This window comes from Caldicellulosiruptor naganoensis, from assembly GCF_026914285.1.
Classification (GTDB): domain Bacteria; phylum Bacillota; class Thermoanaerobacteria; order Caldicellulosiruptorales; family Caldicellulosiruptoraceae; genus Caldicellulosiruptor; species Caldicellulosiruptor naganoensis.
This window is the reverse complement of the sequence record NZ_CP113864.1, coordinates 205,234-229,061: the sequence shown is the minus strand read 5'-3', so window position 1 is coordinate 229,061 and position 23,828 is coordinate 205,234. Positions and strand designations below refer to the sequence as shown.

Here is a 23,828-nt window from a genome sequence, read left to right as displayed (position 1 = left end):
ATTTGCTTGACTTTTTAAATATTTTGTGGTACAATATAACAAACTATCTTCAAGGAGTTGCCATATGTTTGTCAAAATTACTAATGCTGGCGGTTATCAGTATGTTAGGTTAGTCGAAAATTACCGTGAAAATGGTAAAGTAAAGCAAAGAGTACTATTTAACTTTGGTAGACTTGATATTCTCAAAGATGACCCCGCTTTTAAAAACATTGTAAAAAAACTATCTGATATTGTCGCTGAAACAACTACTGAGAATGCAAAAGCTGTTACTATTGAATCTGAAGAAGATATTTCGGATGCAGTTGTAAAAAACTGGGGATACATTGTATACAGAAAGTTATGGCAGGAGCTTGAAATTGATAAGTTTTTAAAAGGGAAAGCAGCAAAAGAGAGAAAGATAAAATTTGATGTAGACAAAGTAAGTTTTTTAATGACCATACAGAGATTGATAGAGCCAATGAGCAAACTAAGAACTTATCATCAGAGAAGCAAATATTTTGGATTTGAAGAGGATATAGATTTGAATCAATTGTACAGGTGTTTAGATTTTCTTGACAGTGTAAAAGAAGATTTAGAGACATACCTGTATCAGAGAAATAAAGACTTATTTAAGATGGTAGTTGATGTAGTGTTTTATGATGTGACGACAATATACTTTGAGAGTTGTAGAGCGGATGAACTTAAAAATTTTGGGTTTAGCAAAGACAACAAGGTAAATGAAGTGCAAGTTGTATTAGGGCTTTTGGTGGACAAAGAAGGCAGACCGATAGGGTATGAACTTTTTCCTGGTAATACGATAGATAGCAAGACGATGGTAAAGATACTGAGGAAGCTGAAGGAAAAATTTAGTATAGATAAGATAATAATAGTAGCAGACAAAGGGCTTAACAGCAGAATAAATTTAAAGATGATAAAAGAAGCTGGGTACGACTATATAGTAGCAAGCAGATTAAAGAATGCAAGTAAAGAAATTTTAGATGAAGTTTTTAATGAAGAAGGATATAAAAGACTTGATGGCAAAAGATGTTTGAATGCTGAAGAAATTTATGGTGATGAATTCAAATATAAGGTATTGGAAAGAACAAATATTGTCAAGGATGAAGAGGGTAAAGAGTTCAAAATAGAAGAGAATTTGATAATAACGTATTCAAGCAAGAGAGCCAAGAAAGACAAAGAAGACAGAGAGAGATTGGTAAGAAAAGCCAAAGAGCTTTTAGAGAACAAAGGAAGCATAACAGCCTTAGAAAAGAAAGGTGCAAGGAAATATTTGAAGAAGAAATCAAAATCAGAAGAATATGTATTGGATGAGGAAGCGATAAAACGAGATGAGAAATTTGACGGTTATTATGCAATTCAAACGAGCAAAAAGGATATGGATGTAGAAGAGGTTTTAGGAGCATATCACGATTTATGGAAGATAGAACAGTCATTCAGAGTAATGAAAAGCTGTTTAGAAGTGCGACCGATATATCACTTTACAGAAAGCAGAATAAAAGGACATTTTGTGATATGTTTTTTGGCATTTTTACTGCAAAGGACATTGGAATATATTTTGAGGAGAAAAGGTAAAGGAATAAGTAGTGAAAGGATAATGGAAGCAATATATTCAATGAACTTTTTTGAAATAGAGATAAAAGGGAAGAAATATTTGATAAAGCAAAAAATTGAGGGAGAAGCTGGAGATATACTGAATGTAATGAAGATAAAGGGTCCAAAAAACTTCATGACATATGAGGAAGGCTTAGAATTTATTGGTATTAGCAAATGATGTAGTGACAAAATTGAGGTCCATATTTTGTCAATCCCAGTCCTCCCAAGCTTTTTGAGCTTCAAACTGACAAAGTCAAGAAAAAATTGCGTTGCATTCTGTCTTTTGAATCTTTTTCGTTTTTTATTTTTTCCAAATAATTATTACATCTTTCTCTAATCCATTTTGGATCAATCTTTTTATATAGTCCCCTTAGTTTGTGCAGCTCAACTTCCAAAATATCAATATTATTGGTGAGACCAAATTTGTTGTACATTTCAATTACTTTATCTTTTACATCTTTTATTAAAATACCCTTTTTAGGCTCATACGGTGAAATTTTTGAATAATTCATTACATCAATTATTCCCAAATAAAACCCAAGTGCATTTATTATTCTAATACAAATACTTTTATCCAACTTAGGAGAATATCTGTAACTTTCTGTTATTTTATTATGTAAGTATTCAACTACGTTGCTGAGCATCTTACTAACTTCGTCTGATTTGTCAATGAAACTATAGGCATCAAACAGATAAAGAGGTACATTGTTTTTTATAGCGCTAAAAGTCAACAAAAACCTTTCTAAAACATCCTTTACATCTTTCTTAAATTCATCATTGTTAAAGAATATTTTTTCAATTTTCTTCAAATCATTTAACCTCAAAGGAGACTCAAAGAAAACAACAAATCGCTGCTCTTCCCTGTATACTTGATGAATATTTTGACTACCAGGCAAAATAGGATCACAAATTGTTATAAATAATTTGGGTCTTTTTCTTTTATCTACCCAGTGTCTTAAATTTGTAAATGTAGCAAAATGCCTGAGTGCTTCAAGCATAGCCGAAATATAAATATTGTGTCCGCTTGAAATATCAATATAAACTTCTGATATTAAATTATTTTCCTTGAGATATCTTTTTAGCATGTCAAGGAAAATTTCTAATACAATGTCTCCATAAACAGTATCAAACCTTATTTCTTTTGTACCTTCTTCACCTTTACCGTATGGATATTTACCTATTGAGTGAATAACTATGAAATCATCTTTTTCTTTACCATAAGGGAAATTATTTCCAAAAAATTCATATGGATTTTTAAAGTATTCATCCTCATTTCTCCAAATATTTACAATTTCTTCTTTGAGTTTTTCATCAAGTTTTGTACTTCTAAGCAAAGTAGTATTAAAAGGTAAACTTACAGGATAAAGTAGTATCACCTTTGTTTCACTTTCCATTTCATTTCCTTTTCTGTTTTCGAAATATTTCTTTAAAAAAAGAGAACTTAGTTCAGATTCAATGTAATTTTCATCAGCATCACCTGCAATCTTAAATTTTTGAGATTCCATATTAGCATCCAAACGTCCTAATTGATATATTAATCTCACTCTAAAAACCTCCTGTGGTAAAGTCGATTTAACTTTTATTATTGATTTTTTGTTCATATGTGATATAATTATACAAACTTTTTCATTGAATGTTCAAACATGTCGAAACTTATCTAAAGTTTGAAAGGTGAGTAAAATGAGCATATGGAAGCTAAAACTAAAAGCCTTCTTACATGACCCTCTTGACAAACAGTGAGTACTGAGTCTTGATAAGGGTGAGTCAGACCCCAGGCCAAAACTTAATATACAAAATTTTATGTGTCCAAAAAATAAAAACCACGAAGCAATCCATGAAATAGTGGCAGAAAGATTTCTAAACTATATTATTCCTAATGAATGTATAGAAGAATTCTCAGAGCTGACAAAAATTGCTGATAAAATTTCTTATCCACTGAACGAAATATTAGGCGAAGTACTTAAACGAAAAACCTCAACAGTTAGAAAACCAGAAGAAATCCATTTTCATGATATCTACTCAAGAAAAATCAGAAAAAAAGTCATTCACAAATACTTTGAAAAAAATCACCTTGCATTAGAACACTTTTTTCAACTGTTAGCAAAGGTATGTTCCTATTTGAAATGTGATGATGAAAAAGCAAAATTAGCTTTCTTACTTCTTTGGCAATATGTCCCTGAGTTTTTCAAATGGGTAAACATACATCCGGCAGATAGTAGAATACCTTCTCATTCAATTTACAACCATTTAGTTCAGACAAGTGCAATTGCAACTGCTATTACAGATGTTGACAAACTTTTCTGTGGCGAATTAAAAGGTGATATACCAGCATTTTTACTTTTCACTATCGGACCTGTTCAGAGTTTTATTGCAACAGCGCGTAAAGCCCAAGATTTATGGGCAGGAAGTTATATTCTTTCTTACCTTTTTTAACAAGTTCCTGGGTCAAACTGTATTAATTATTATATTTCGACATTAATTGTAAAAATCCTTCTTTTTTTAATAAAATTTTTAGGAAACTTGCAATTTATTTATGAGTTTATTAAAAAGTTTTATTAGTAGAAGTAAGAAATTTTTTGAGCAGTAAAGTTAAAGAGTCTGCAAGAAAATAAGGGCAGCAACCACTGTGAACTGCCCCTATTAAGTGTTCTTTTTAAATTATATTGTCGTTTTCCTTTGCTTTGTCCTTCCTACAAGATAATTGTCTTCCTTTCTATTTTGAAGTGCCTCAACAGGATTTGGTCGCATCTCAGCTCGGTAATCTTCTCCTTTTGTCTTTATATGCATGTCAATCACTACATGGCTTGCAACTGAATTGACATCGCCATTTATTTTGTTCTGGAAAGCGAAAAAGGTATGGTCCTGCGGCAAAAGATTTACATCTCTCAAATCTTCCTTGTCAGCTGTAAGTTCAACTTGCTCAGCTAAAATCTTTCGTACATACTCTTTTGTGTCATGGAATTTCAAAAGCTGCGGAAAACTTCCTTCACCAATTATCTGAGTGTAATCTTTGTTCTCATGCTGTGAAAGAAGTTCTGCTGCCTTGTGAAGATGGGCAATTTCCTGAGCAAGATGCATCTCCCAAACTGGCTTTACATTTGGATCTGCTCCGTCCTCATAGAATGAATAGTACAAGTAGCACTCTGTATATTCATGCAAAATCCAGCTCTCAAGCCATGTCAGTGTTGGGTCTATCAACGAGCCATATTGAGTTACATGTTCTTCTTCAACAAGAGCAATTTCAAGGTAAAGCTTTCTGCCAAGGTTATTGGAGTAGGTGTTTCCAATGTTGTTGTAAAAATTCATTGTCTGCTGCTCGCCTGCGGTTATCGTCAAGATGTTCATAATAGTGCGAATATCTGCTTTTTTGAAATCAACATATTTTCTCACTGTATCATAAGGATGCCTGTGATGCGCAATTGTTGGACGTCCGGGTGTGATTTCTACATAGCTTCGAACAAGATTTGCAGCTGGTGTATTCGCGTCCATGTCAAGCAAATTTGCATATCTGTATAAATGGTCAAAGTCTTCAAGGAGTATAAAATCAAGTGTTTGTTTGACATAAGGGTCGGGCTCATTTTGAGCAAGCCATGCAGTTAGGTCTACCGCAACATGTTCATAGCCTATTTTGTTGTCTCAAGAGGTGTTTCGTCAATAGGTTTTAACCAGTTAATGTGCTTTTGCTGCATCTGTTCAATTCTGCGGACTGCAGCAAGTTCGCGTCTTATGTTATTATCTTGGCAGTGTCTGTGAAATTGATGAAGAAAGATTGCTGCCTCTGTCTCTATTCCATTCATCAGGATTATTCTTGTTTTGGTATAAGGATCAACATCAGCTTTAGAGTATGATTTTGGATACATAGTATTCCAATCCATAAAACCATCTTCTAATTTGATTGTTTTTTCCTTGAAAGGATTTAGCAAATTAAATCACCTACCTTTGTTTGTGAGATTTCAATTAATATTTTGCCTCTTAATATTCAAAAATATTAATGTAACCATATCTTTGTTTTATTACTTTCTTTTTATGCGGTCTTAACAAACACATGATGGCTAATCAAGATGGTTTGAAAAAAAGCTTTTTAACTTTTCAGTTTTCTTTGCCTGTTCGGAGTGATATAATATTTTTTGCAAGCAGATTCAACCTTCTTAGGTTTATTGTTATACTTCATTTTGAAATCGCTTTCTCATTTTAAAATATTTAAAGGTCAAGGTGATTGAATATGTCATTGAGACTGCCCTACTTATTAAGTGACAAAATGGTACTTCAAAGGAACAAAAGTGTAAAAATTTGGGGCTGGGCTGATCCAGGTGAAACGGTAACAGTAAACTTCTTAGGCAAATCATACTCTACAAAAGCCACTGATGAAGGAAAATGGGAAGTTACTTTGCCGCCCTTGCAGGCAGGCGGCCCTTACTTGATGGAGATTAAATGCACACATCTTACTATTACCATAAAAGATATTCTTATTGGAGATGTGTGGATCTGCTCTGGTCAGTCCAACATGGTTTTGCCAATGGAAAGGGTTATTGATTCATATCCTGAAGAGCTTGAAGACTGCAACATTCCATCTATCAGGCAGTTTACAGTCCCCGACAGATACTATTTTAAAGGTCCGCTGGAAGAATTAGAAGGTGGCTGCTGGGAAGTTCTTAGCAAAGAGACTTTACTTAAATTTTCAGCTGTGGGGTATTTTTGCAAAAGCACTTTACAAAAAATACAATGTACCAATTGGACTGATTAAGGCATGTGTTGGTGGAACTCCAATAGAAGCATGGATGAGCAAAGACATAGTATACAAGTTTCTTGAAAATCCTGAAGAACTTGAAAAACTCAAGGACGACAGTTATATAGAATCTGTCAAAAAAGAACAAGAGGCAAAAATAAAGACATGGTTTGACTATTTAGATACTTTCGACATTGGACTTAAAAATCAACCTCTACCATTCTTTGAAGAAAACTATAGCCCATCTGATTGGAAAACAGTAACCATCCCGGGCTCATGGAAGGAAATGGGGCTTGACTCAACAATAGGTGTTGTGTGGTTCAGAAAAGAAATAGACATACCTTCGTGCATGGCAGGAAAACCAGCAAAACTTTATCTTGGAACAATAGTAGACAGCGACTTTACATATGTCAACGGAAAGCTGATTGGTTCAACTTCATATCGATATCCACCAAGAAAGTATAATATACCTGCAGGTCTTCTAAAAGAAGGAAAAAATACAATTGTTGTAAGAGTAATAAGCAACGATGGGAATGGAGAGTTTGTAAAAGGAAAAGAATACAAGATATTTACAGAAGACTGCAAGCTTGACCTCAAAGGCAAATGGCTGTGCAAGGTCGGAGTTCAAGCCAAAGAACTCTTGCCACCACAAACTTTTTGGCAGTACAAACCTACAGGTCTTTACAACGGAATGATTGCGCCGCTTCTAAACTACAGTATAAAAGGTATAATATGGTACCAGGGTGAGTCCAATACAGACAGGCCTGAGGGCTACTGCAAAAAGCTGTGTGCTCTTGTTGAAGACTGGAGAAAGAAATGGGGTGATAGTAATCTACCATTTTTATATGTGCAGCTTGCAAACTTTATGGAAGCAAAACCGCAGCCTTGTGAGAGCAACTGGGCAAGGCTGAGAGAAGAACAAAGAAGAGCTCTTCTTTTCCTTGACAATGTGGGAATGGCAGTTGCAATTGACCTTGGTGAGTGGAACGACCTTCACCCATCGAACAAAAAAGATGTAGCTCAAAGGCTTGCTCTTCTTGCTCAAAAAGTGGCGTACGGCGAAAAAGACTTGGTAGCATCAGGCCCTCTTTATAAATCTATGAAAATTGAGGGAAGTAAGATTGTCTTAGAGTTTTCAGAAGTGGGCAGTGGCCTTGTTGCAAAAGGAAGTGGCATGCTAAAACACTTTGCAATAGCTGGAAAAGACAAAAAATTTGTATGGGCAAATGCTGTCATAGAAGATGACAAAGTGGTTGTGTGGCACGAGAGTATTCAAAACCCTGTTTATGTAAGATATGCTTGGGCTGACAATCCAGAAGGTGCAAATCTTTACAACAAAGAGGGGTTGCCAGCATCTCCTTTTACAACTGAAGATGAGATTTAAAATATTTCGTTTAATGGAGGGATTATAAATGAATATATGCTATTTATTCCCAGGTGGCAGATCGAAGGCGCTTACAATGAGCTATGACGATGGACAGGTATATGACAGAAAACTTGTCAGCATATTTAACGAATACGGAATTAGAGGAACTTTCTTTTTAAACTCAGCAAATCTTGGCAAGGATATCTTTGTCCTTCTTGATGAAGTTTCTCAGCTTTATAAAGGGCATGAACTTGGAATACATGCAAAAACTCATCCTTTTTTAGACTCAATACCTCTTGAAAGCATAATTGAAGAGATTATTGAAGACAGGAGATACTTAGAGACCCTGGTTGGATATCCTGTCAAAGGAATGTCATATCCATATGGAGTTTACAATGAAGAAGTTGTGAAGATTTTGCCATCGCTTGGTATTGAATATTCAAGGACGGTAAGTTCCACTTATAGTTTTAACATACCAACAAATTTTCTTGTGTGGAATCCAACCTGCCATCATAAACAAGATCTGCTTGAAATTACAAAGAGGTTTTTGGAAACAGAAAATCAAAATCATCTGCAACTTATGTATGTATGGGGACACAGCTTCGAGTTTGAACGAGAAAACAACTGGAAGTTGATTGAAGATTTTTGCAAGATGGTTTCAAAAACAACTTCTGTTTGGTTTGCGACAAATATTGAAATTGTAAGATACATCAAAGCGTTGAGAATGCTTGAGTTTTCTGTAAAAAGAGATATTGTTTACAATCCCTCGGCCATTTCTGTATGGCTTTCTGTAAATGGCCATACTGTAGAGGTAAAAGGAGGTGAAATTGTTGAAATTAAGTAGCCGGTAATACAATTAAACTTGAGTTTTGTGAATATTTTGTTTTTAGGAGGTTTTAAAAATGGATAGATACGAACACCGAAAAAGCCAAGTTCTATTGAAAATTACTGCAGCTGATGGCAAACCTTTGAAAAATGTTGAAATCACAGTCCGGCAAACTAAACACAAGTTTTTATTTGGATGTGCAGAATTTTCAATTGTTCCTTTTGTAAACGGCGAGTTTTCAGGTGACCTGAGAGAAAAAGCTGAAATGGCCTTTGAAAAATTTGTTGACCTTTTCAACTTTGCCACGCTTCCTTTTTACTGTGGCAGGTTTGAACCTGTCAGGGGCAAACCAGATACGCAGCGGCTTAAAAAAGCAGCTGAGTGGTTAAAAATCGCGGTTTTGTTCTCAAAGGTCATCCACTTTGCTGGCACACAGTCACTGCTGATTGGCTTTTAGAACTTACCAATGACCAAATTTTAGAAGCTCAGCTTATAAGGATAAAGCGTGAGGTAAGCGATTTTGCCGGTCTTATCGATATGTGGGATGTAATAAATGAGGTTGTTATAATGCCAAACTTCAACAAATACGACAATGGAATCACCAGAATTTGCAGGCAATACGGCAGAATAGGTCTTGTCAAAATGGTCTTTGACGCAGCAAGAGAGGCAAATCCGAAAGCTATTTTGCTTATCAATGACTATGTTGTTTCAGATGCCTATGAAATACTGATTGAGGCGTTGCTTGACAAAGGTGTGAAGATTGATGCAATAGGAATACAGTCACATATGCACCAGGGTTTCTGGGGAGTGGAAAAGACTCAGGAAGTGCTTGAAAGGTTTTCACGTTTTGGCTTGCCTCTTCACTTTACAGAAGTTACATTAATCTCTGGAAAGCTTATGCCACCGCACATAAAAGACCTCAACGACTACAAGCCTGAAAGCTGGCCATCAACTCCTGAGGGCGAAGAAAGGCAGGCAATGGAAGCAAAACTTTTCTACAAAATGTTGTTTGCACACCCACTTGTTGAAGCAATTACATGGTGGAATTTCATTGACACTTTTGCGTGGCTTGGCGCACCAGCCGGATTTATTACAAAAGATGGCAGAATAAAACCCATTTACTCCACCCTTTACCAATTGATAAAGAAAGAATGGTGGACAGATACACAAAGTTTGATTACGGACGAAAATGGCACTGTAAAAGTATCAGGTTTCATGGGCGAATATGAAGTTGTTTGCAAAGACAAAAAAGCTAATTTTGTCCTTGACAGGGCAAATGAAGTTGTAGAAATAACTCTCTAAAAGAAGTTTTTCTATGTAAAATAGCTTCATATAAAAATAAAAGGGGCTTTTCACCCACCTTTTTTGGAAACAAAGCCCCCTCTTTTTATTTTGCTAAAACAATTTTTATATCCAAAGGCTCTAAAAAGATGCTGAGTTTTAGATCTTGAAACTTCACAGGGCTGGTACTTTTAAGAGCAAATAGCGTGTCAACTTCTTTTATTTCTCTTGCCAAGCCAAGCTGTGCCTTTTCTAAATTAATTTCTACTCTCTTTGCTCTTAGCAAATCAGCATTTGCAATGACAATCAAATACTTCTCTTCCTTCAGCTCAAGCTTGTAGCCAAAGGCAATGACAAATTTGCTGTTGTATGGAAACTTAATGAAATTTTCAGGTTTAATAAAATCAACATACCTTTTTCTTATTTTTGAGACGGTAGAAATCAGTTCTATCATCTCTTCTGCATCTTCATTTGTCCAGTGAAGAGCATACCTGTCAAAAAATGCAAGCTTGCCGTAAAGCGGGTCAGACTTAGAAAGTTTAAACCTTCCATCTGGCTGTGGGTCAAGTCCTAAGTTCATCGGCTGGACTTCAAAAACCTCTTGCCCTGATGTCAAGAAGAAAACTGCATTTGGTAAAAAGTTGTTTAGAACCACAGAGAACCTTGAAAAATCCTTGCCGCCTACCCTTGATGCCGCCCGCGGACTGTCTGGAATCTCAGATGCTGCAAAAACAGGAAGTTTTAATTTCAAAAGCTTGTCTATCATCTTTTTGAGATTTCCCTCATAATACCTCGGCTCTCTTGCCCAAACATCTCCAATTATCATATCATAGCCTGACTCTTTTGCTTTCTTGTCGCCGTTCAAACTTAGCTCTTCTGCAATAAAGCAAAAATCAGGATCCACTTCTTTTGCCTTGGTGATTATCATGTCTTCCAGCTCTTTTGGCAGTGCATGGCCCATATCTATTCGCGCACCATCAATCCCAAACTTCTGCTGGTAATGTACAATGATGTTTGAAATCCTTTCCCAAAGCTCAATGTTTGGCTTTTTACCTTTGAAAATATTTGCCCTTATAGTATCAAAAAGAATATAAGGTGGCTGGTCTTGATCTACGTATTTTGCAGACTGCACAGGATGGTCTAAATAAAGCCTGAGGTATGTAACATCTGTCCAGGGCGGCTGTGGGTCGTTCAGGCAGTCAGAAAACGCAGGCGCAGTTGTAAGACCTATTTCCTTTTCTATCAGCTCAAAAAAGTCTCTATCTGGATTTTGCTTGCAAACCTTTTTTATTTTTTCCCACTTTTCAGGTGCGAACTTATCAGGTGATTGTACAAAAAGCTTCAGATGCTCCTTTACAGCTGGGTCTTTGTAGATAAGTTCAATGTTAGACTCATCTGCCTTTGTGAACTCTTTTATCAGTGTTAGCTTTGGCGGACCGTATTTTTCTCTGTCTGAGACTTTTATCCAGTAAAACCAATCAGGATGTTCTAAGATAAAATCTGAATCCCTTGCAGATGTTCGCGGTATTATGTCTATAACAAATCTTATTCCAAGTATGTGACAAGCTTCAATAAGGGCTGCAAACTCTTCTTCTATTGAAAGCTCATCTGTCATAGGGTCTTTTAAAATAGGGTCAAGCTCAAAAAAGTTTTTAACCGCATAAGGCGAACCCATCTCGCCCTTTTTGTATCTTGTGCTGTTTTTGGTAATGGGAAGGGTATAAATGGTATCAAACCCCATCTTTTTGATAAGAGGCAAAAGCGCAATTGTTTTAACGAAAGTTCCAGTGTCTTTAAGTCCAAATTCATTTTCAAGTTTTAACTCTCCATCGCTGTCATGATCCCAGGCTGAGCTTGTCCTAATCTGCATTCCATAGATGCTACTTTTTTTAATCCAGCTGCCTTGAGTAGTTGAAGAAGATCCTTTTTTCCTTTCAATTTGTGCTAACGATTGCAGGTAATTAGTATTTGAATCTGCATAGGGCAAAATAGCTTTTGTTATGCATTCATATAGAAAGTTATAAGGATTTACCGAAATTGTGCCATCAGAATTTTCTCTTTTTTTCTCACCTGAATAGTTGAAACTATCCCATATCTTTGGAATTCTATAGTCATTTGTTTTGTCCCACTTCTCAGATTTTTCTTTGAGAATCTGAAGCAATTTTAGAAGACTGGAATTTTGCAAAAGAACTCTCTCCTTTCTGCTTTTTTAGTGCATGCAAAATCAATTTTTGTGTTAGCAAACGTTTGCATCTTGTTAGGAATATTATATCATATTGTCACACAATTGGATAGAAGAATTTTTATTAAAAAAGTGGTTCCTTCACATTGAGAAAATTTACATAACAGCTTTATACTGGATGGAGGGCTTTTGTATTTGTAAACGGGAAAAGGGAAATTGTGTTATGAAATATCCTTGACAAACCTCTTTTTTATTGCTATATTTTTAGTAAACCATTTTAAAATAATGAGTTTACATTAAGGAGGCAAAAAAAATATGGAAAATACAAAGAGCACATATACAACAAAAATGCTTGTTCTCTCTGCCCTTTTTGCAGCAGTAGTTGCTGCATGTAGCCAAATCTCTATTCCAATCGGTCCTGTGCCGTTTACTATGCAAGTTTTTGCAATTTTCTTGGCAAGCTTAATTTTGCCACCAAAGTATGCTTTTTTAAGCCTTCTTGTCTATGACCTTTTAGGTGCTGTTGGGGTCCCTGTTTTTGCAGGATTTTCTGGTGGGCTCTCTAAATTTGTTGGACCAACAGGTGGGTATTTAATAGCTTTTCCAATTGCTGCATTTGTAACAAGCTATATAAATACAAAAAAGCCAATAAAAAACGATATTATAAACGCAGCTTTTGCTCTCATTGTTGGTCTGTGCTTAATTTATACATTGGGATTTTTGTTTTTAGCAGCTGCTGCTCATCTTACTTTAAAAAAGGCTTTTTTGGTAGGTGTTGCACCATTTGTAATACCTGATATCATAAAGCTTGCAATTGCGTATCTTTTAGCTTCCTTTTTAAAAAGTCGTAAAGTGCTGAATATCGCATAGCCTCTTTTTGGTTTGCTATCATGTACTCCAAGGCACTTTTTTTACCCACCAGCACAACAAGCTCTTTTGCGCGCGTAACTGCTGTGTACAGAAGGTTTCTTGTCATTAAAATCGGGTAGGTCTCAACAACTGGCATTACAATGCACCTAAACTCAGACCCTTGGGATTTGTGAACTGTCATTGCATAAGAAAGTTCCAAGTCATCCAAGAGCGAAAAGTCGTAAAATACAAGCTTGTCATCGTCAAATACAATCTCCATTGCACCGCCTGCCCTGTCAATGTCCTTAATAACCCCAATATCGCCGTTGAATATCCCTGTTGAGACCTTACCTTTCTCCTCACCTTCAATAATTGTAAACTCAAGCGAGTAGTTGTTTTTAATCTGCATAACCTTGTCGCCAACTCTGAAGGTGTTCTCTTTGTACACAATCTCCTTTTTGGACCCATCTTTGGGATTTAAATACTGCTGAAGTACCCTGTTTATATTATACATTCCAACAATTCCTTTTTTAGAAGGACACAAAACCTGAATGTCTGTCAGCGGGTCGGCTGACAAGTAGCTTGGGAGTTTTCTTGTTACAAGCTCAACAATGGTCTTTAGTATTTCCTCTTGAGAATTTTTTTGAATGAAATAAAAATCGCTGTTTTTCTGAAGGTGCGGAAACTCTCCATTGTTTATCCTGTGTGCATTTAGAACTATAAAGCTGTCTTCACTTTGCCTGTACACTTCAGTAAGCCTTACATATGGAACAACATCGCTTCTTATCAGGTCTTTTAAGATATTTCCTGCACCAACAGAAGGAAGCTGGTCTTTATCGCCAACTAAAACAAGTCTTGTTGTATCTTTTGTTGCAGAAAGAAGATAGTACATGATGTAGCTGTCTACCATGCTCATCTCATCAACTATAATGACATCACATTTCAAAGGATTATTGGGCCCTTTTTGAAAAAATACTTGAGAGTCTGTTACAGTCATTTCCAAAAGTCTGTGAATAGTCTTTGCCTCTTTCTGGCAGGCTGCTTGCATCCTCTTTGCTGCCCTTCCAGTTGGTGCGCAAAGAAAAACCTTCTTGCCTTCCTGTTCAAATATGTCAATTATACATTTTATAATTGTAGTCTTTCCTGTGCCAGGTCCTCCTGTAATTATGCTCACACCCTCAGTTAAAGCCATCCTAATAGCTTTTTTCTGATTTTGTGAAAATACTATGTTGTTTTTCTTCTCAAATTCAGCAACTTTTTCGTCTATGTTAGAAATGTCCTCGTGTTGTCTTAGCATAGAAAAAATCTTGTCAGCAATAAACCTTTCACATTCGTAAAATCCAAACAGAAAAACCATCTCAATACCATCTATCGTGTCAATAACAACTCTTCTGGCTTTTACAAGGCTCTCAAGTGTTTCTTCTACTTTTTCAACATCTATTTCCAATGCCTTTGAAACAAGCAAAATGAGTTTTTCTTTCGGAAGGCATGTGTGTCCTTCATTATTGCTGCCTATGTTCAAAAGATTTATAATCTTTGCAGAGATTCTTCTTGCATCATCTATCTTAACTTCCATATCAAGTGCAAGCCTGTCTACCTTCTTAAAGTCAAGTTCTGGAAATACGTCAAGCAAAAAATAGGGGTTGTCATAAAGTAGCCCCAAAGCTGAAAAACCATAGAGTTTAAAAAGCCTCATTGCATGGTTCTGTGAAAGTCCGTACTGGGAGAATATTGTCATGATGTCTTTCAAAAACTTCTGGAATGAAAACATATTCTTTATCCTTTCAACTTTCTCAGGTGTCATCCCGCGGATTGAAAGAAGCTTTTCTGGCTCTTCCTGCAAAACTCTCATTGTATCATCGCCAAATGTATCAACAATCCTCTTTGCAGTCTTCTGCCCAATGCCTTTGATGACACCTGAAGAAAGGTAGAGGTAAATCTCATCCTTTGTCTCTGGCAAAAGCTTTTCAAGGTATGCAACTTTAAGCTGCTGACCATAGACAGGATGGACATAAAACTCTCCGTACACCTTTACCTTTTCACCAATCGCAATGTCTGGCACAACTCCCACTGCTGTGAAAACCTCATCATCACAGAGTATCTCAAACACTGTGTAGTTGTTCTCTAAGTTCTTGTATATTATATCGCTTACCATTCCTTTTATATCCTGAAGCATCTTTGATGTTTTATCCTCTCTTTGCAGCAGTTTATTTGCTAAATTATATATTACTCCAAACTAAGGACATTCTCAAGAAAACATTTTCTGCAGAATATATATGCACAACATATCGCATTATGTTTCATTTTGACTAAAAGTCATATCTGTCGACCTCCAGTTGCAAAATTTTGAGGCTTGATTTGTATTCGGTTTCAGGCTTGCAGTGCATGGATTAGATCAAATTGCTGGCAGCAGCTGGATAGACGGAAAAGGCTTATGTGCTTCTGTTGTTTGATTTTCCTCTGTTGAGATGACTTATCCACAGATGTTTTGATATAAAAACATTGACATGTGTGTATAATCTTGATATAATAAAATCAAGCTATTTAACGAGTTTGTAGCCTGCCCTTTGGGGATTGAAACTTCTCTGGTAGTAATAATATTCTACAAACTCTATTTGTTTGTAGCCTGCCCTTTGGGGATTGAAACTCAGCATACTCTCTCCTGTAGCTGTGTACGTCCATGGTTTGTAGCCTGCCCTTTGGGGATTGAAACAAAATAAATTGTATATGGCAATCCCAGAAGGTGATAGTTTGTAGCCTGCCCTTTGGGGATTGAAACGCTTTTGGATTAACACGTGTTAGATTTGCATATGTAGTTTGTAGCCTGCCCTTTGGGGATTGAAACGAATTACATCATACCCCAACTTCCTACTCTGCGAGAGTTTGTAGCCTGCCCTTTGGGGATTGAAACCCAAAATCTACCTCTCTTAATCTTTTCACTACTCCTCTGTTTGTAGCCTGCCCTTTGGGGATTGAAACAAGTAAAAACACAGTGTGTTAAAGAATAACTTCGCAAGTTTGTAGCCTGCCCTTTGGGGATTGAAACGCAGGATAATTTTCTGGTACATCATAAGGCACAGGTGTTTGTAGCCTGCCCTTTGGGGATTGAAACGTAGAGCTCCAGCTTCGCCTGTAAGCTTCGCGGTTGTTTGTAGCCTGCCCTTTGGGGATTGAAACCAACACTAATATCAATAAGCTTCTTAACAGTCAATTGTTTGTAGCCTGCCCTTTGGGGATTGAAACCCTCCTTTCAAATACAACCTACACACGACCTATATATTTGTTTGTAGCCTGCCCTTTGGGGATTGAAACAAGCAACCTTGTAATGTTGGTAGTAGTTTGTTTTCGTTTGTTTGTAGCCTGCCCTTTGGGGATTGAAACTCATTAGGCATTGTCTCACCTGCCTTTCATCACAGAGTTTGTAGCCTGCCCTTTGGGGATTGAAACAAGTCACTTCAAACCTTGTTATATCCCTATCCTTAATAGTTTGTAGCCTGCCCTTTGGGGATTGAAACTAACCAAGCAGGGTCTCCAGTTGCACCCTGATACGCGTTTGTAGCCTGCCCTTTGGGGATTGAAACTATTTTTTGCCGTTAATTGGATATGATATTATTTCGGTTTGTAGCCTGCCCTTTGGGGATTGAAACTGATGTAAGCATTTTTTGATACTCCCATTTCTCTTGGTTTGTAGCCTGCCTTTTGGGGATTGAAATAAAGTTCCTGCTGTTCCTGTATTAACCAAACTACCGCTTTGGTTTGTAGCCTGCCGTTGGGGGATAGAGTTGGTTTTGTGTCCTGCCTGGATGCTGATAAATAAGCTCATTTGAAATTTTGCCATCTCTTGGGTATATTCAAGAGGTGGCTTTTTTGTTGCATTTTTCTTATGTGTATATTAATCTTATAACTATCAAAAACCACAAAGTGCAGGGTGGAAAAGATGTTGGACAAAGCATCTTTTAAAGTTGTTGAAAAGTTTGTCAGCATTGAAGGTGAAGGAATAAGAAGTGGGTATCCGGCCATTTTTATCAGATTTGCAGGGTGCAATCTCTCTTGCTCTTTTTGTGATACAAAATATGCCACTCAAAACCCTGAATATGACCAGATGGCTGCCCAACAAATACTCGAATATGCAAAATCAACAGGTTTTAAAAAAGTTACGCTGACAGGCGGTGAGCCTTTGATACAGCCTCATATACATGAGCTCATTGACGCTTTTATCAAAGAAGGCTTTGAAGTTAATATTGAAACAAATGGGTCTGTTGATATAAGAGATGTGAACAGAAATGCCATTATCACAATGGACTACAAATGTCCATCCAGCGGCATGGAAGATAAGATGTTCCTTGAAAACATAAAGCATCTTGGAAAGCAGGACGTTTTAAAATTTGTTGTGGGGACAAGACAAGATTTGCAAAGGGCTGTTGAAATAATCCGCACATTTGAGCCAAGCTGTAACATCTATTTTAGCCCGGTGTATGGAAAAATCGAACCAAAAGAAATTGTGGATTTTATGATACAAAACAAGCTTCAAAACTGCCGGCTTCAGCTTCAGCTTCACAAAATAATCTGGCCAGATAGAGAAAGAGGAGTCTGAAAAAATCGATATGATCAAAAAAGCCAAAAGGGCTGGCAAGGAAATAGGTGAAAAGATCAATTAACTGCCAGCCCTTGTCTATTTCAAACATCCTGCTGCTTTTCCTGCTGATTGCAAATTCGCACAAACCTGCAAAACGAACATTCCTCTGTTGTTGTAACCTGACCGCAAGTTTTGCACTCTCTCAGTTCAAGTTTTTCAGCAACATCCTGAAAATGCTTTCTTCCTTTTTCAAGAAAACTATTTATAAACCTTTGCTTTGTACCCGGACTTTTCTCTTCAAGCCTGTTTAACACTTCTTTGTAAAGTATTGAACGTGCGCCAACAGAGTGAGGACACTCCTCATGCAAAAACTCAATCTTGTTTAAAAGCACATAGTAGAGGTTTTCTCTTTCTGTCAAAGTATAAAGAGGCTTTACTTTCTTTATAAGCTTTGGATGAGTTTGAGGTAGTACTGGGGCCTGCCTTGCAAGGTACCCTTCTTCCCAGCTGAGCACATTTCCCAAAAGTGTTGCTGCCTCATCATCTAAGTTGTGACCTGTTGCAACAGCCGAAAATCCTCCATCGTATGCCACTTTGTTAAATAGATACCTTTTAATTGACCCGCAGATTGAACAAGGGCTTCGTTTCAAAGTCTTTGAAAGCTTGTATATATCAAGTCCATACTCTTTTTTGATGTCCTTCACAATAAGTGGAAGATTATGAACGCTTGCAAACTTCTCAACAACCTCTTGTGACCTGTTGGAATACTCCCCTATCCCAAGATTTATATACATAGCAACAACATCATAGCCTTCTTTTATCAAAACATCCCACAGCGCCATACTGTCTTTGCCACCGGAGATGACCACCAAAATCCTGTCCTTTTTGTCAAACATCCTGTGTCTTTTGATGTTTTTGCTTACCTGATTTCTGTAATAATACAAAAAGCAGTTATCACAAAATGCTGCGTTGTGTCTTTTGAGCAAAATCTTTGCTTTTTGTTTACACCTTATACACTTCAACTAATCAATCCCCCTTTTTGTTAACCTCCAGAGATTGCCGAAATCACTTCTACTGTGTCTTCATCCTGCAGAATTTCATCTGGTGCAACAATTTCACCATCTTTAATAAAAACATGCGATTCCAGGCTTACTCCAAGCTCCTTTGCCACCTTTTCAGCCGACTTTGGCCCTTTTACAGTAACTTGTTTATTTGAACCAACAAATATTACTGTCACTTTGCCAACCCTCCTTTTAAATAAATGCATTGTCAGTAATTATAGCATACATAAATTATATCATAATAAATTTTTTGTTTCTTTCGGAAGTTGAAAAGAAGTGCTAAAATGATAAAATATAAAAAGAATATTTTTACGGAGTTGATTTTAAAAGCAATGTTCTTTATAGGAATCTTTGGCATAGAAGAAAAGGCAAAAGCTATCCGACAAATAGATGTGGAGATCTGCCCATTTTGCACTCGCAAGGGGACACATACACTCTTTAAAGTATACAACTATTTCCATTTCTTTTTCATACCAATTTTCCGATGGAACACACGGTATTTTATCCAAACAAGCTGCTGTTCAAAGATATATATTATCACAAACCCAGAACTTGCACACGACTTAGAACGTGGTGCAAACATATCTATTACCCTTGCTGATGTTGAACTGTTCAGAGATTTTCAAACAACAGACCACAGTGGCGTTGGCTCTGATTTTTGTCCAAACTGCGGAAATAGAGTTTCAAAAAACTTTTTGTACTGCCCATATTGCGGTCAAAAATTAGGATAAAAACCTCAAGAAAGGAGAACTAAGAATAGAAATGAAAAAGTGTATAGTGGCAAACGATGCTCCAAAACCAGTTGGTCCGTATTCACATGCCATTTTAATTAACAATACGCTATTTGTATCTGGTCAGCTTGCCATAAATCCACAAACAGGAAAAATAGAGGGTGATGATATAAAATCTCAAACTGAGCTTGTGTTTAAAAACATTGGGGCTATACTAAAAGAAGCTGGATTTTGCTTTGACGATGTTGTGAAAGTAACTGTATATCTTGCAAACTTGTCTGACTTTGCAAAGTTCAATGAGGTATATGCTACTATTTTTACACAAAACTATCCAGCAAGGACAACTGTAGAAGCAAAACTTTTGCCGGGTGCTTTGGTTGAAGTTGATGTTATTGCTGCAAAGTAAAAGTCTAAAAAGAAAGGAAGTGTTATTTTCAAAAAATGAGAGCTTTAGTTGTGCTATCTGGTGGCATGGATTCAACCACACTTTTGTATGATGTCAAAAACAAAGGGTATGAAACATACGCTATAAGCTTTAATTATGGTCAAAAACATGCCAAAGAGCTTGAGTTTGCAAAAAAAACCTGCGAGCTTTTGAAAGTTCCACACAAAATTGTTGACATATCCTTTTTTGCAGAATTAGCACCATCCGCCTTAACTGTGGCAAGCTGGCAGATACCTGAAGGATATTACACAGATGAGACTATGAAGCAGACAGTTGTGCCAAATCGCAACATGGTGCTATTAAGCCTTGCAACAGCTTATGCAATTTCAATTAAAGCACAAAAGCTCTTTTATGGTGCACATGCTGGCGACCATCCAATCTATCCTGATTGCAGAAAGGAATTTGTTGAGGCAATGAAAAAGGCAATTTATCTTTGTGATTATCATACTGTTGAGCTTGAAGCACCTTATATTGATTTGAAAAAAGAGGATATATTAAATATTGGACTAAAACTTGGCGTTGACTACTCCCTTACCTGGTCTTGTTACAAAGGTGGACAAAAAGCATGTGGAAGATGTGGAACATGTACAGAGCGAATAGAAGCCTTCAAAAAGGTAGGAGTAAAAGATCCAATCGAATATGAGGTTGAAATTGAGTGGGAATAAAGGTAAATATTGTACAGCAAACTAAAATGGGCTGACCACAAGTTTTTTGAGAAGTGGCCAGCCCATTTATTATTCTCTATACTTTATCTCAAATACCTCAAAGGATTTTGTGGCACTCCATTTTTCCTCACTTCAAAGTGAAGATGCGGCCCTGTGCTACGCCCAGTTGAACCACTTTTTGCAATCAGCTGCCCTTTTGCAACTTTCTGTCCCGGCGAGACCAAAATCTTACTAAGATGTCCATAGTATGTCTGATATCCATTTTGATGGTTTATAATAATAAGCTTTCCATATCCGCCTGACCAGCCTGTAAATTCAACAACGCCGCCGTCTGCTGCATATACATTTGAACCCCATGGCATAGCAATGTCAATTCCCTCGTGAAAACCTCTTCCCCTGTAGCCAAACCTTGATGTCAACGTCCCCCAAGCTGGGAATGAAAACCTTCCCGTCGCAAAGTATGCAGGTGGTTTTTTGGTACCAACTACAACAATCCTCTCAACAGGTTTTTGTATAACCTGCTGAGAAATAATCTGTCTGTCATATTCAAGCCCATTCATATACACGATCTTTGCTCGAATCTTTGCCTTGCCATCTTTACCTTCTTGTTTGACAATTGTCTGAGTAGTATAATACTTATCTGATTTTACAACATTTACTTTCTTCGGAATCACTTCTTCATATTCTACTTCTTTTTCAAGCATAACATTTATAAGAGGTGTTGCCTTTGTAAGTCTTATCTTTTGCCCAGGCATAATCTTCTCTGAAAGTCCCGGGTTTGACGCAAATATATCATCCACTGAAAGGTTATATTTTCTTGACAGATCCCAAAGAGTGTCTCCTTCTTTGACTATATATTCTATCACCTGGTCTTTCCCAAACATAATCTTGGTAAATGCACTTTCTTCATCGGCTACTTTCATATCAGGTGATACATAAACTGGTTTTACCTCTACCTTTTCTTTAAACCTTGCTTGGGATGCTTTGCTGCCATAATAGACACTTTTCAATCTCTCAAGAATTTTGCCTGGAAGCTTAGGGTTTTCAAAAACAAAATACGGATTTGAATCAACAAAGAGCGCATACCTTTTTACAAGCACCTTTCCTTTTTCTATGATTGTGCTTTTCAAATCATCAATTTTTGTCTCACGGTACTGGCCCGGTTCTATAGCCTTCAGCTGTATCTGGTTTTGCAAGATAAAGCTGTCGGTGTTGTGCTTCTGCTTTACTTCTTTTGCAATCTCGGTAAGAAGGTTTTGTGCTTCTGTCTTGTTCTTTACATACCCTACAACCTGATTGTTCAAAACAACTGCATACGCTTTTTTGTATGTAGAGGGCATTTTGATAATCAAAAATAGTGTGACTATCATCAAACTCAAGGTAGCAAAAATCTTTGTCTTAAGAACAATTTCAGTATAATTTGGTGCATTTTTTATGTACTTTAGTCCCAACAAAATTCTGTAAATTTCAGAAATTATACCTTCTAATAACTTTGAAAATTTATTCTGAAATTTTTTATATGTTTCTCCCGGATTTATTGTTTCAACTTTAATCTGTCTCAAAAATCTATCTAAATGAATTTTATTCCACTTCAAATTTCCACCACAGCTACTTTTAATTTTATTTACTTCTTTTGCAAATTGAGTTTTTAGCTGAACAAGTGCTTTATCTTTGCACCCAGCTTTCTTCTCTTTTTCTTCTGCTTTTCTATCAGCCTTATGAACCTCTCCTTTTACAGCAGCTTGAGGTTTTTTTGACACAAATCTTGCTTTTTCTTCTGCAACGGTGGCTGTGGCAGCTGATTTACCTTTTGACATATGCTTTGCCACAAAAACACCCCCCTTACAAAAATAAAAAGGGTATTAATAATCCCCTTATATAATTTATACTATGTTGAGTATGCAAAATACTATACTTTAATTTTAATTTAGATTGTTTGATGTGTCAAAGGCAAATATTGTTTGATTTTCGTATCCAGCACAACAAAGAGAGAAAATTTGTCTTTAACTTAGCTGTTATATCGGGTACCATTTTTAACATGTAATATGTCAACAACTGTCGAAAAATGTCGAATCATAAGAGATAGTTTGCCAATTCATATTTACAGTTTTTTCTTTCTTTTTGTTACAATTATTTTATTACACTAATTAGATAGACACACTTTTAAAAATTCTAAAATGTGCAAAAACTCTGGAGTAATCTAATATATTCACATAAAACCTATATAAGCTATAGTTTGATGTCTCACAATATATTGTAAAAAGACTTAAAAAATTCTTGACATAAAATTGAAACAATGGTATAATAGCATTGTAAAAAAAATGTCGAAATTTGTAGAAAGGAGGCAGATAAAAAATGAAATCAACAGGTATCGTAAGAAAGGTTGACGAGCTTGGTAGAATAGTTCTTCCAATTGAGCTCAGAAGAACACTTGACATTGCAGAAAAGGACGCTTTGGAGATCTTTGTTGAGGACGACAAGATAATCCTCAGAAAGTATGAACCAGCTTGTATCTTCTGTGGAAATGCAAAAGACGTTGTTTACTACAAAGGAAAAAATATTTGCAAAGACTGCTTAGAGGAACTCAAAAAGAGCTAATTTTGCAGGATGAATAATATTCCCTGGTAAAAAGGGTAGAGCTTTTAAATAAAAAGGCTCTACCCTTTATTCTTTATTGAAAAAATCTTGAAGTTCAAGTGAAGCTTTGTAAACAATATTTTTGGCAATCTTCAGCTCTTCTGCCACCAATTTTATAGCTTCTTTTTTGGTAAGTCCTCGAGATATTTTTTCATAAAGCTTACTTTTTATAACTCCCATGTCACAACTCTTACTGTCTTGCTGGCCACTCTCCTCAAATCCTCTTACAATAATCACATACTCACCTTTTGGGGGATTTTTCTTAAAAAACTCTATTGCCTCACCAATACTTGTTAGCATCACACTTTCGTGTATTTTCGTGATCTCTTTCACTATGCTAATCTCTCTATCCTTCCCAAAAACCTCTGCCATCTGTAAAAGTGTATCTAAAAGCTTGTGAGGCGCTTCGTAAAACACCATTGTCCTTTTTTCAAATTTTAAACTTTCAAGTTTTTCTCTTTTTGATCTCTTATTTTTAGGCAAAAACCCCTCAAAGACGAAATTACGAGTATTTTGTCCAGAAATTACCAATGCACAAACAAAAGCACAAGGGCCAGGAATTACTGTAACGTCAATTCCCTCTTTTATACACCTTCTTACAAGTTCATATCCTGGGTCTGAGATAAGAGGCATTCCAGCATCTGATACCAAGGCAATCTTCTTGCCACTCTTAAGTTCCTCTATTATCATATCTTCTCTTTCTTTGGAGCTAAACTCATGGTAAGACACAAGCTTTTTTTTAATTCCAAAATGGTTCAAAAGCTTAATTGTAACCCTTGTATCCTCACAGGCTATAAAATCCACCATGTTGAGGGTATCTAATGCCCTTTTTGATATATCATCAAGATTTCCAATTGGTGTTCCGACTATAAAAAGTTTTCCACTCAAGTTCT

16 protein-coding genes, 3 pseudogenes and 1 CRISPR repeat array are annotated in these 23,828 nt (G+C 36.4%); of the genes and pseudogenes, 11 read left to right on the top strand and 8 right to left on the bottom strand.

Features of this window, described 5'->3' with window-relative positions; translation table 11 throughout:
- The first annotated feature begins 64 nt into the window (after window positions 1–64).
- A complete protein-coding gene (locus OTJ99_RS01080; protein ID WP_045164485.1) occupies window positions 65–1,768 on the top strand; it encodes an IS1634 family transposase in 1,704 nt (567 codons plus the stop codon).
- Between the two features lie 61 nt (window positions 1,769–1,829).
- Here OTJ99_RS01080 and csx1 read toward each other — a convergent pair whose 3' ends face one another.
- Window positions 1,830–3,134, bottom strand: a complete 1,305-nt coding sequence (gene csx1, locus OTJ99_RS01075) for a CRISPR-associated CARF protein Csx1 (protein WP_052671453.1) — start codon at window positions 3,132–3,134, stop codon at window positions 1,830–1,832.
- A gap of 298 nt (window positions 3,135–3,432) precedes the next feature.
- Between csx1 and OTJ99_RS01070 the strand changes: the two genes are divergently transcribed.
- Window positions 3,433–4,023: a type III-B CRISPR-associated protein Cas10/Cmr2 gene (locus OTJ99_RS01070; protein ID WP_045164486.1), complete on the top strand. Its 591-nt coding sequence runs from the start codon at window positions 3,433–3,435 to the stop codon at window positions 4,021–4,023.
- A gap of 225 nt (window positions 4,024–4,248) precedes the next feature.
- Here the strand turns inward: OTJ99_RS01070 and OTJ99_RS01065 are convergent.
- Window positions 4,249–5,513: pseudogene (locus tag OTJ99_RS01065) on the bottom strand (hypothetical protein).
- A gap of 299 nt (window positions 5,514–5,812) precedes the next feature.
- On the opposite strand from OTJ99_RS01065, the pseudogene OTJ99_RS01055 reads away from it, so the two are divergent.
- The 3 genes and pseudogenes from OTJ99_RS01055 (at window position 5,813) to OTJ99_RS01045 (ending at window position 9,810) form a co-directional block, all read left to right on the top strand.
- Window positions 5,813–7,700 (top strand): annotated as a pseudogene (locus OTJ99_RS01055) (sialate O-acetylesterase).
- Window positions 7,701–7,728: 28 nt separating this feature from the next.
- Complete coding sequence (locus OTJ99_RS01050) at window positions 7,729–8,526, top strand: polysaccharide deacetylase family protein (RefSeq protein WP_045164487.1); 798 nt, start codon at window positions 7,729–7,731, stop codon at window positions 8,524–8,526.
- Between the two features lie 58 nt (window positions 8,527–8,584).
- Window positions 8,585–9,810, top strand: a pseudogene (locus OTJ99_RS01045) (endo-1,4-beta-xylanase).
- Window positions 9,811–9,895: 85 nt separating this feature from the next.
- Here the strand turns inward: OTJ99_RS01045 and OTJ99_RS01040 are convergent.
- On the bottom strand, window positions 9,896–11,974 hold the full coding sequence (locus OTJ99_RS01040; RefSeq protein ID WP_045164488.1) for an alpha-amylase family glycosyl hydrolase: 2,079 nt from the start codon (window positions 11,972–11,974) through the stop codon (window positions 9,896–9,898).
- A gap of 312 nt (window positions 11,975–12,286) precedes the next feature.
- Between OTJ99_RS01040 and OTJ99_RS01035 the strand changes: the two genes are divergently transcribed.
- Window positions 12,287–12,841, top strand: coding sequence for a biotin transporter BioY (locus tag OTJ99_RS01035; protein ID WP_045164489.1), 555 nt, complete (start codon window positions 12,287–12,289; stop codon window positions 12,839–12,841).
- On the opposite strand, the gene recD2 is transcribed toward OTJ99_RS01035, so the two are convergent.
- Window positions 12,771–14,996: an SF1B family DNA helicase RecD2 gene (recD2, locus tag OTJ99_RS01030; RefSeq protein WP_045164490.1), complete on the bottom strand. Its 2,226-nt coding sequence runs from the start codon at window positions 14,994–14,996 to the stop codon at window positions 12,771–12,773. The two genes, OTJ99_RS01035 and recD2, sit on opposite strands and share 71 nt — an antisense overlap.
- A gap of 375 nt (window positions 14,997–15,371) precedes the next feature.
- Window positions 15,372–16,604: a CRISPR direct-repeat array (repeat unit 30 nt; unit sequence GTTTGTAGCCTGCCCTTTGGGGATTGAAAC).
- A 153-nt stretch (window positions 16,605–16,757) separates the two neighbouring features.
- On the opposite strand from recD2, the gene queE reads away from it, so the two are divergent.
- Window positions 16,758–17,414, top strand: coding sequence for a putative 7-carboxy-7-deazaguanine synthase QueE (gene queE, locus OTJ99_RS01025; RefSeq protein ID WP_045164491.1), 657 nt, complete (start codon window positions 16,758–16,760; stop codon window positions 17,412–17,414).
- An 83-nt stretch (window positions 17,415–17,497) separates the two neighbouring features.
- Here the strand turns inward: queE and OTJ99_RS01020 are convergent, their stop codons facing one another.
- Both OTJ99_RS01020 and OTJ99_RS01015 read right to left on the bottom strand, forming a co-directional pair.
- Window positions 17,498–18,418, bottom strand: coding sequence for a TIGR00269 family protein (locus tag OTJ99_RS01020; RefSeq protein ID WP_045164492.1), 921 nt, complete (start codon window positions 18,416–18,418; stop codon window positions 17,498–17,500).
- Window positions 18,419–18,438: 20 nt separating this feature from the next.
- Window positions 18,439–18,633, bottom strand: coding sequence for a MoaD/ThiS family protein (locus OTJ99_RS01015; protein WP_045164493.1), 195 nt, complete (start codon window positions 18,631–18,633; stop codon window positions 18,439–18,441).
- A 156-nt stretch (window positions 18,634–18,789) separates the two neighbouring features.
- Here OTJ99_RS01015 and OTJ99_RS01010 point away from each other — a divergent pair, with 156 nt between their 5' ends.
- The 3 genes from OTJ99_RS01010 to queC are packed head-to-tail and all read left to right on the top strand — an operon-like array spanning window position 18,790 to window position 20,298.
- Complete coding sequence (locus OTJ99_RS01010) at window positions 18,790–19,188, top strand: zinc ribbon domain-containing protein (RefSeq protein ID WP_045164535.1); 399 nt, start codon at window positions 18,790–18,792, stop codon at window positions 19,186–19,188.
- Window positions 19,189–19,219: 31 nt separating this feature from the next.
- The gene (locus OTJ99_RS01005; protein WP_045164494.1) at window positions 19,220–19,594 is read left to right on the top strand and encodes a RidA family protein; all 375 of its coding nucleotides are present in this window, start codon (window positions 19,220–19,222) and stop codon (window positions 19,592–19,594) included.
- Between the two features lie 35 nt (window positions 19,595–19,629).
- Window positions 19,630–20,298 (top strand): 7-cyano-7-deazaguanine synthase QueC, encoded by a 669-nt coding sequence (gene queC / locus OTJ99_RS01000; RefSeq protein WP_045164495.1) that lies wholly within the window; start codon window positions 19,630–19,632, stop codon window positions 20,296–20,298.
- An 83-nt stretch (window positions 20,299–20,381) separates the two neighbouring features.
- Here the strand turns inward: queC and OTJ99_RS00995 are convergent, their stop codons facing one another.
- Window positions 20,382–22,127, bottom strand: coding sequence for a peptidoglycan DD-metalloendopeptidase family protein (locus OTJ99_RS00995; protein WP_045164496.1), 1,746 nt, complete (start codon window positions 22,125–22,127; stop codon window positions 20,382–20,384).
- Between the two features lie 526 nt (window positions 22,128–22,653).
- On the opposite strand from OTJ99_RS00995, the gene OTJ99_RS00990 reads away from it, so the two are divergent.
- Window positions 22,654–22,896: an AbrB/MazE/SpoVT family DNA-binding domain-containing protein gene (locus OTJ99_RS00990; protein ID WP_045164497.1), complete on the top strand. Its 243-nt coding sequence runs from the start codon at window positions 22,654–22,656 to the stop codon at window positions 22,894–22,896.
- A 66-nt stretch (window positions 22,897–22,962) separates the two neighbouring features.
- Here the strand turns inward: OTJ99_RS00990 and rsmI are convergent, their stop codons facing one another.
- Entirely contained in the window at window positions 22,963–23,823 is an 861-nt protein-coding gene (rsmI, locus tag OTJ99_RS00985; protein ID WP_045164536.1) for a 16S rRNA (cytidine(1402)-2'-O)-methyltransferase, read from the bottom strand.
- Between the last annotated feature and the right edge of the window lie 5 nt (window positions 23,824–23,828).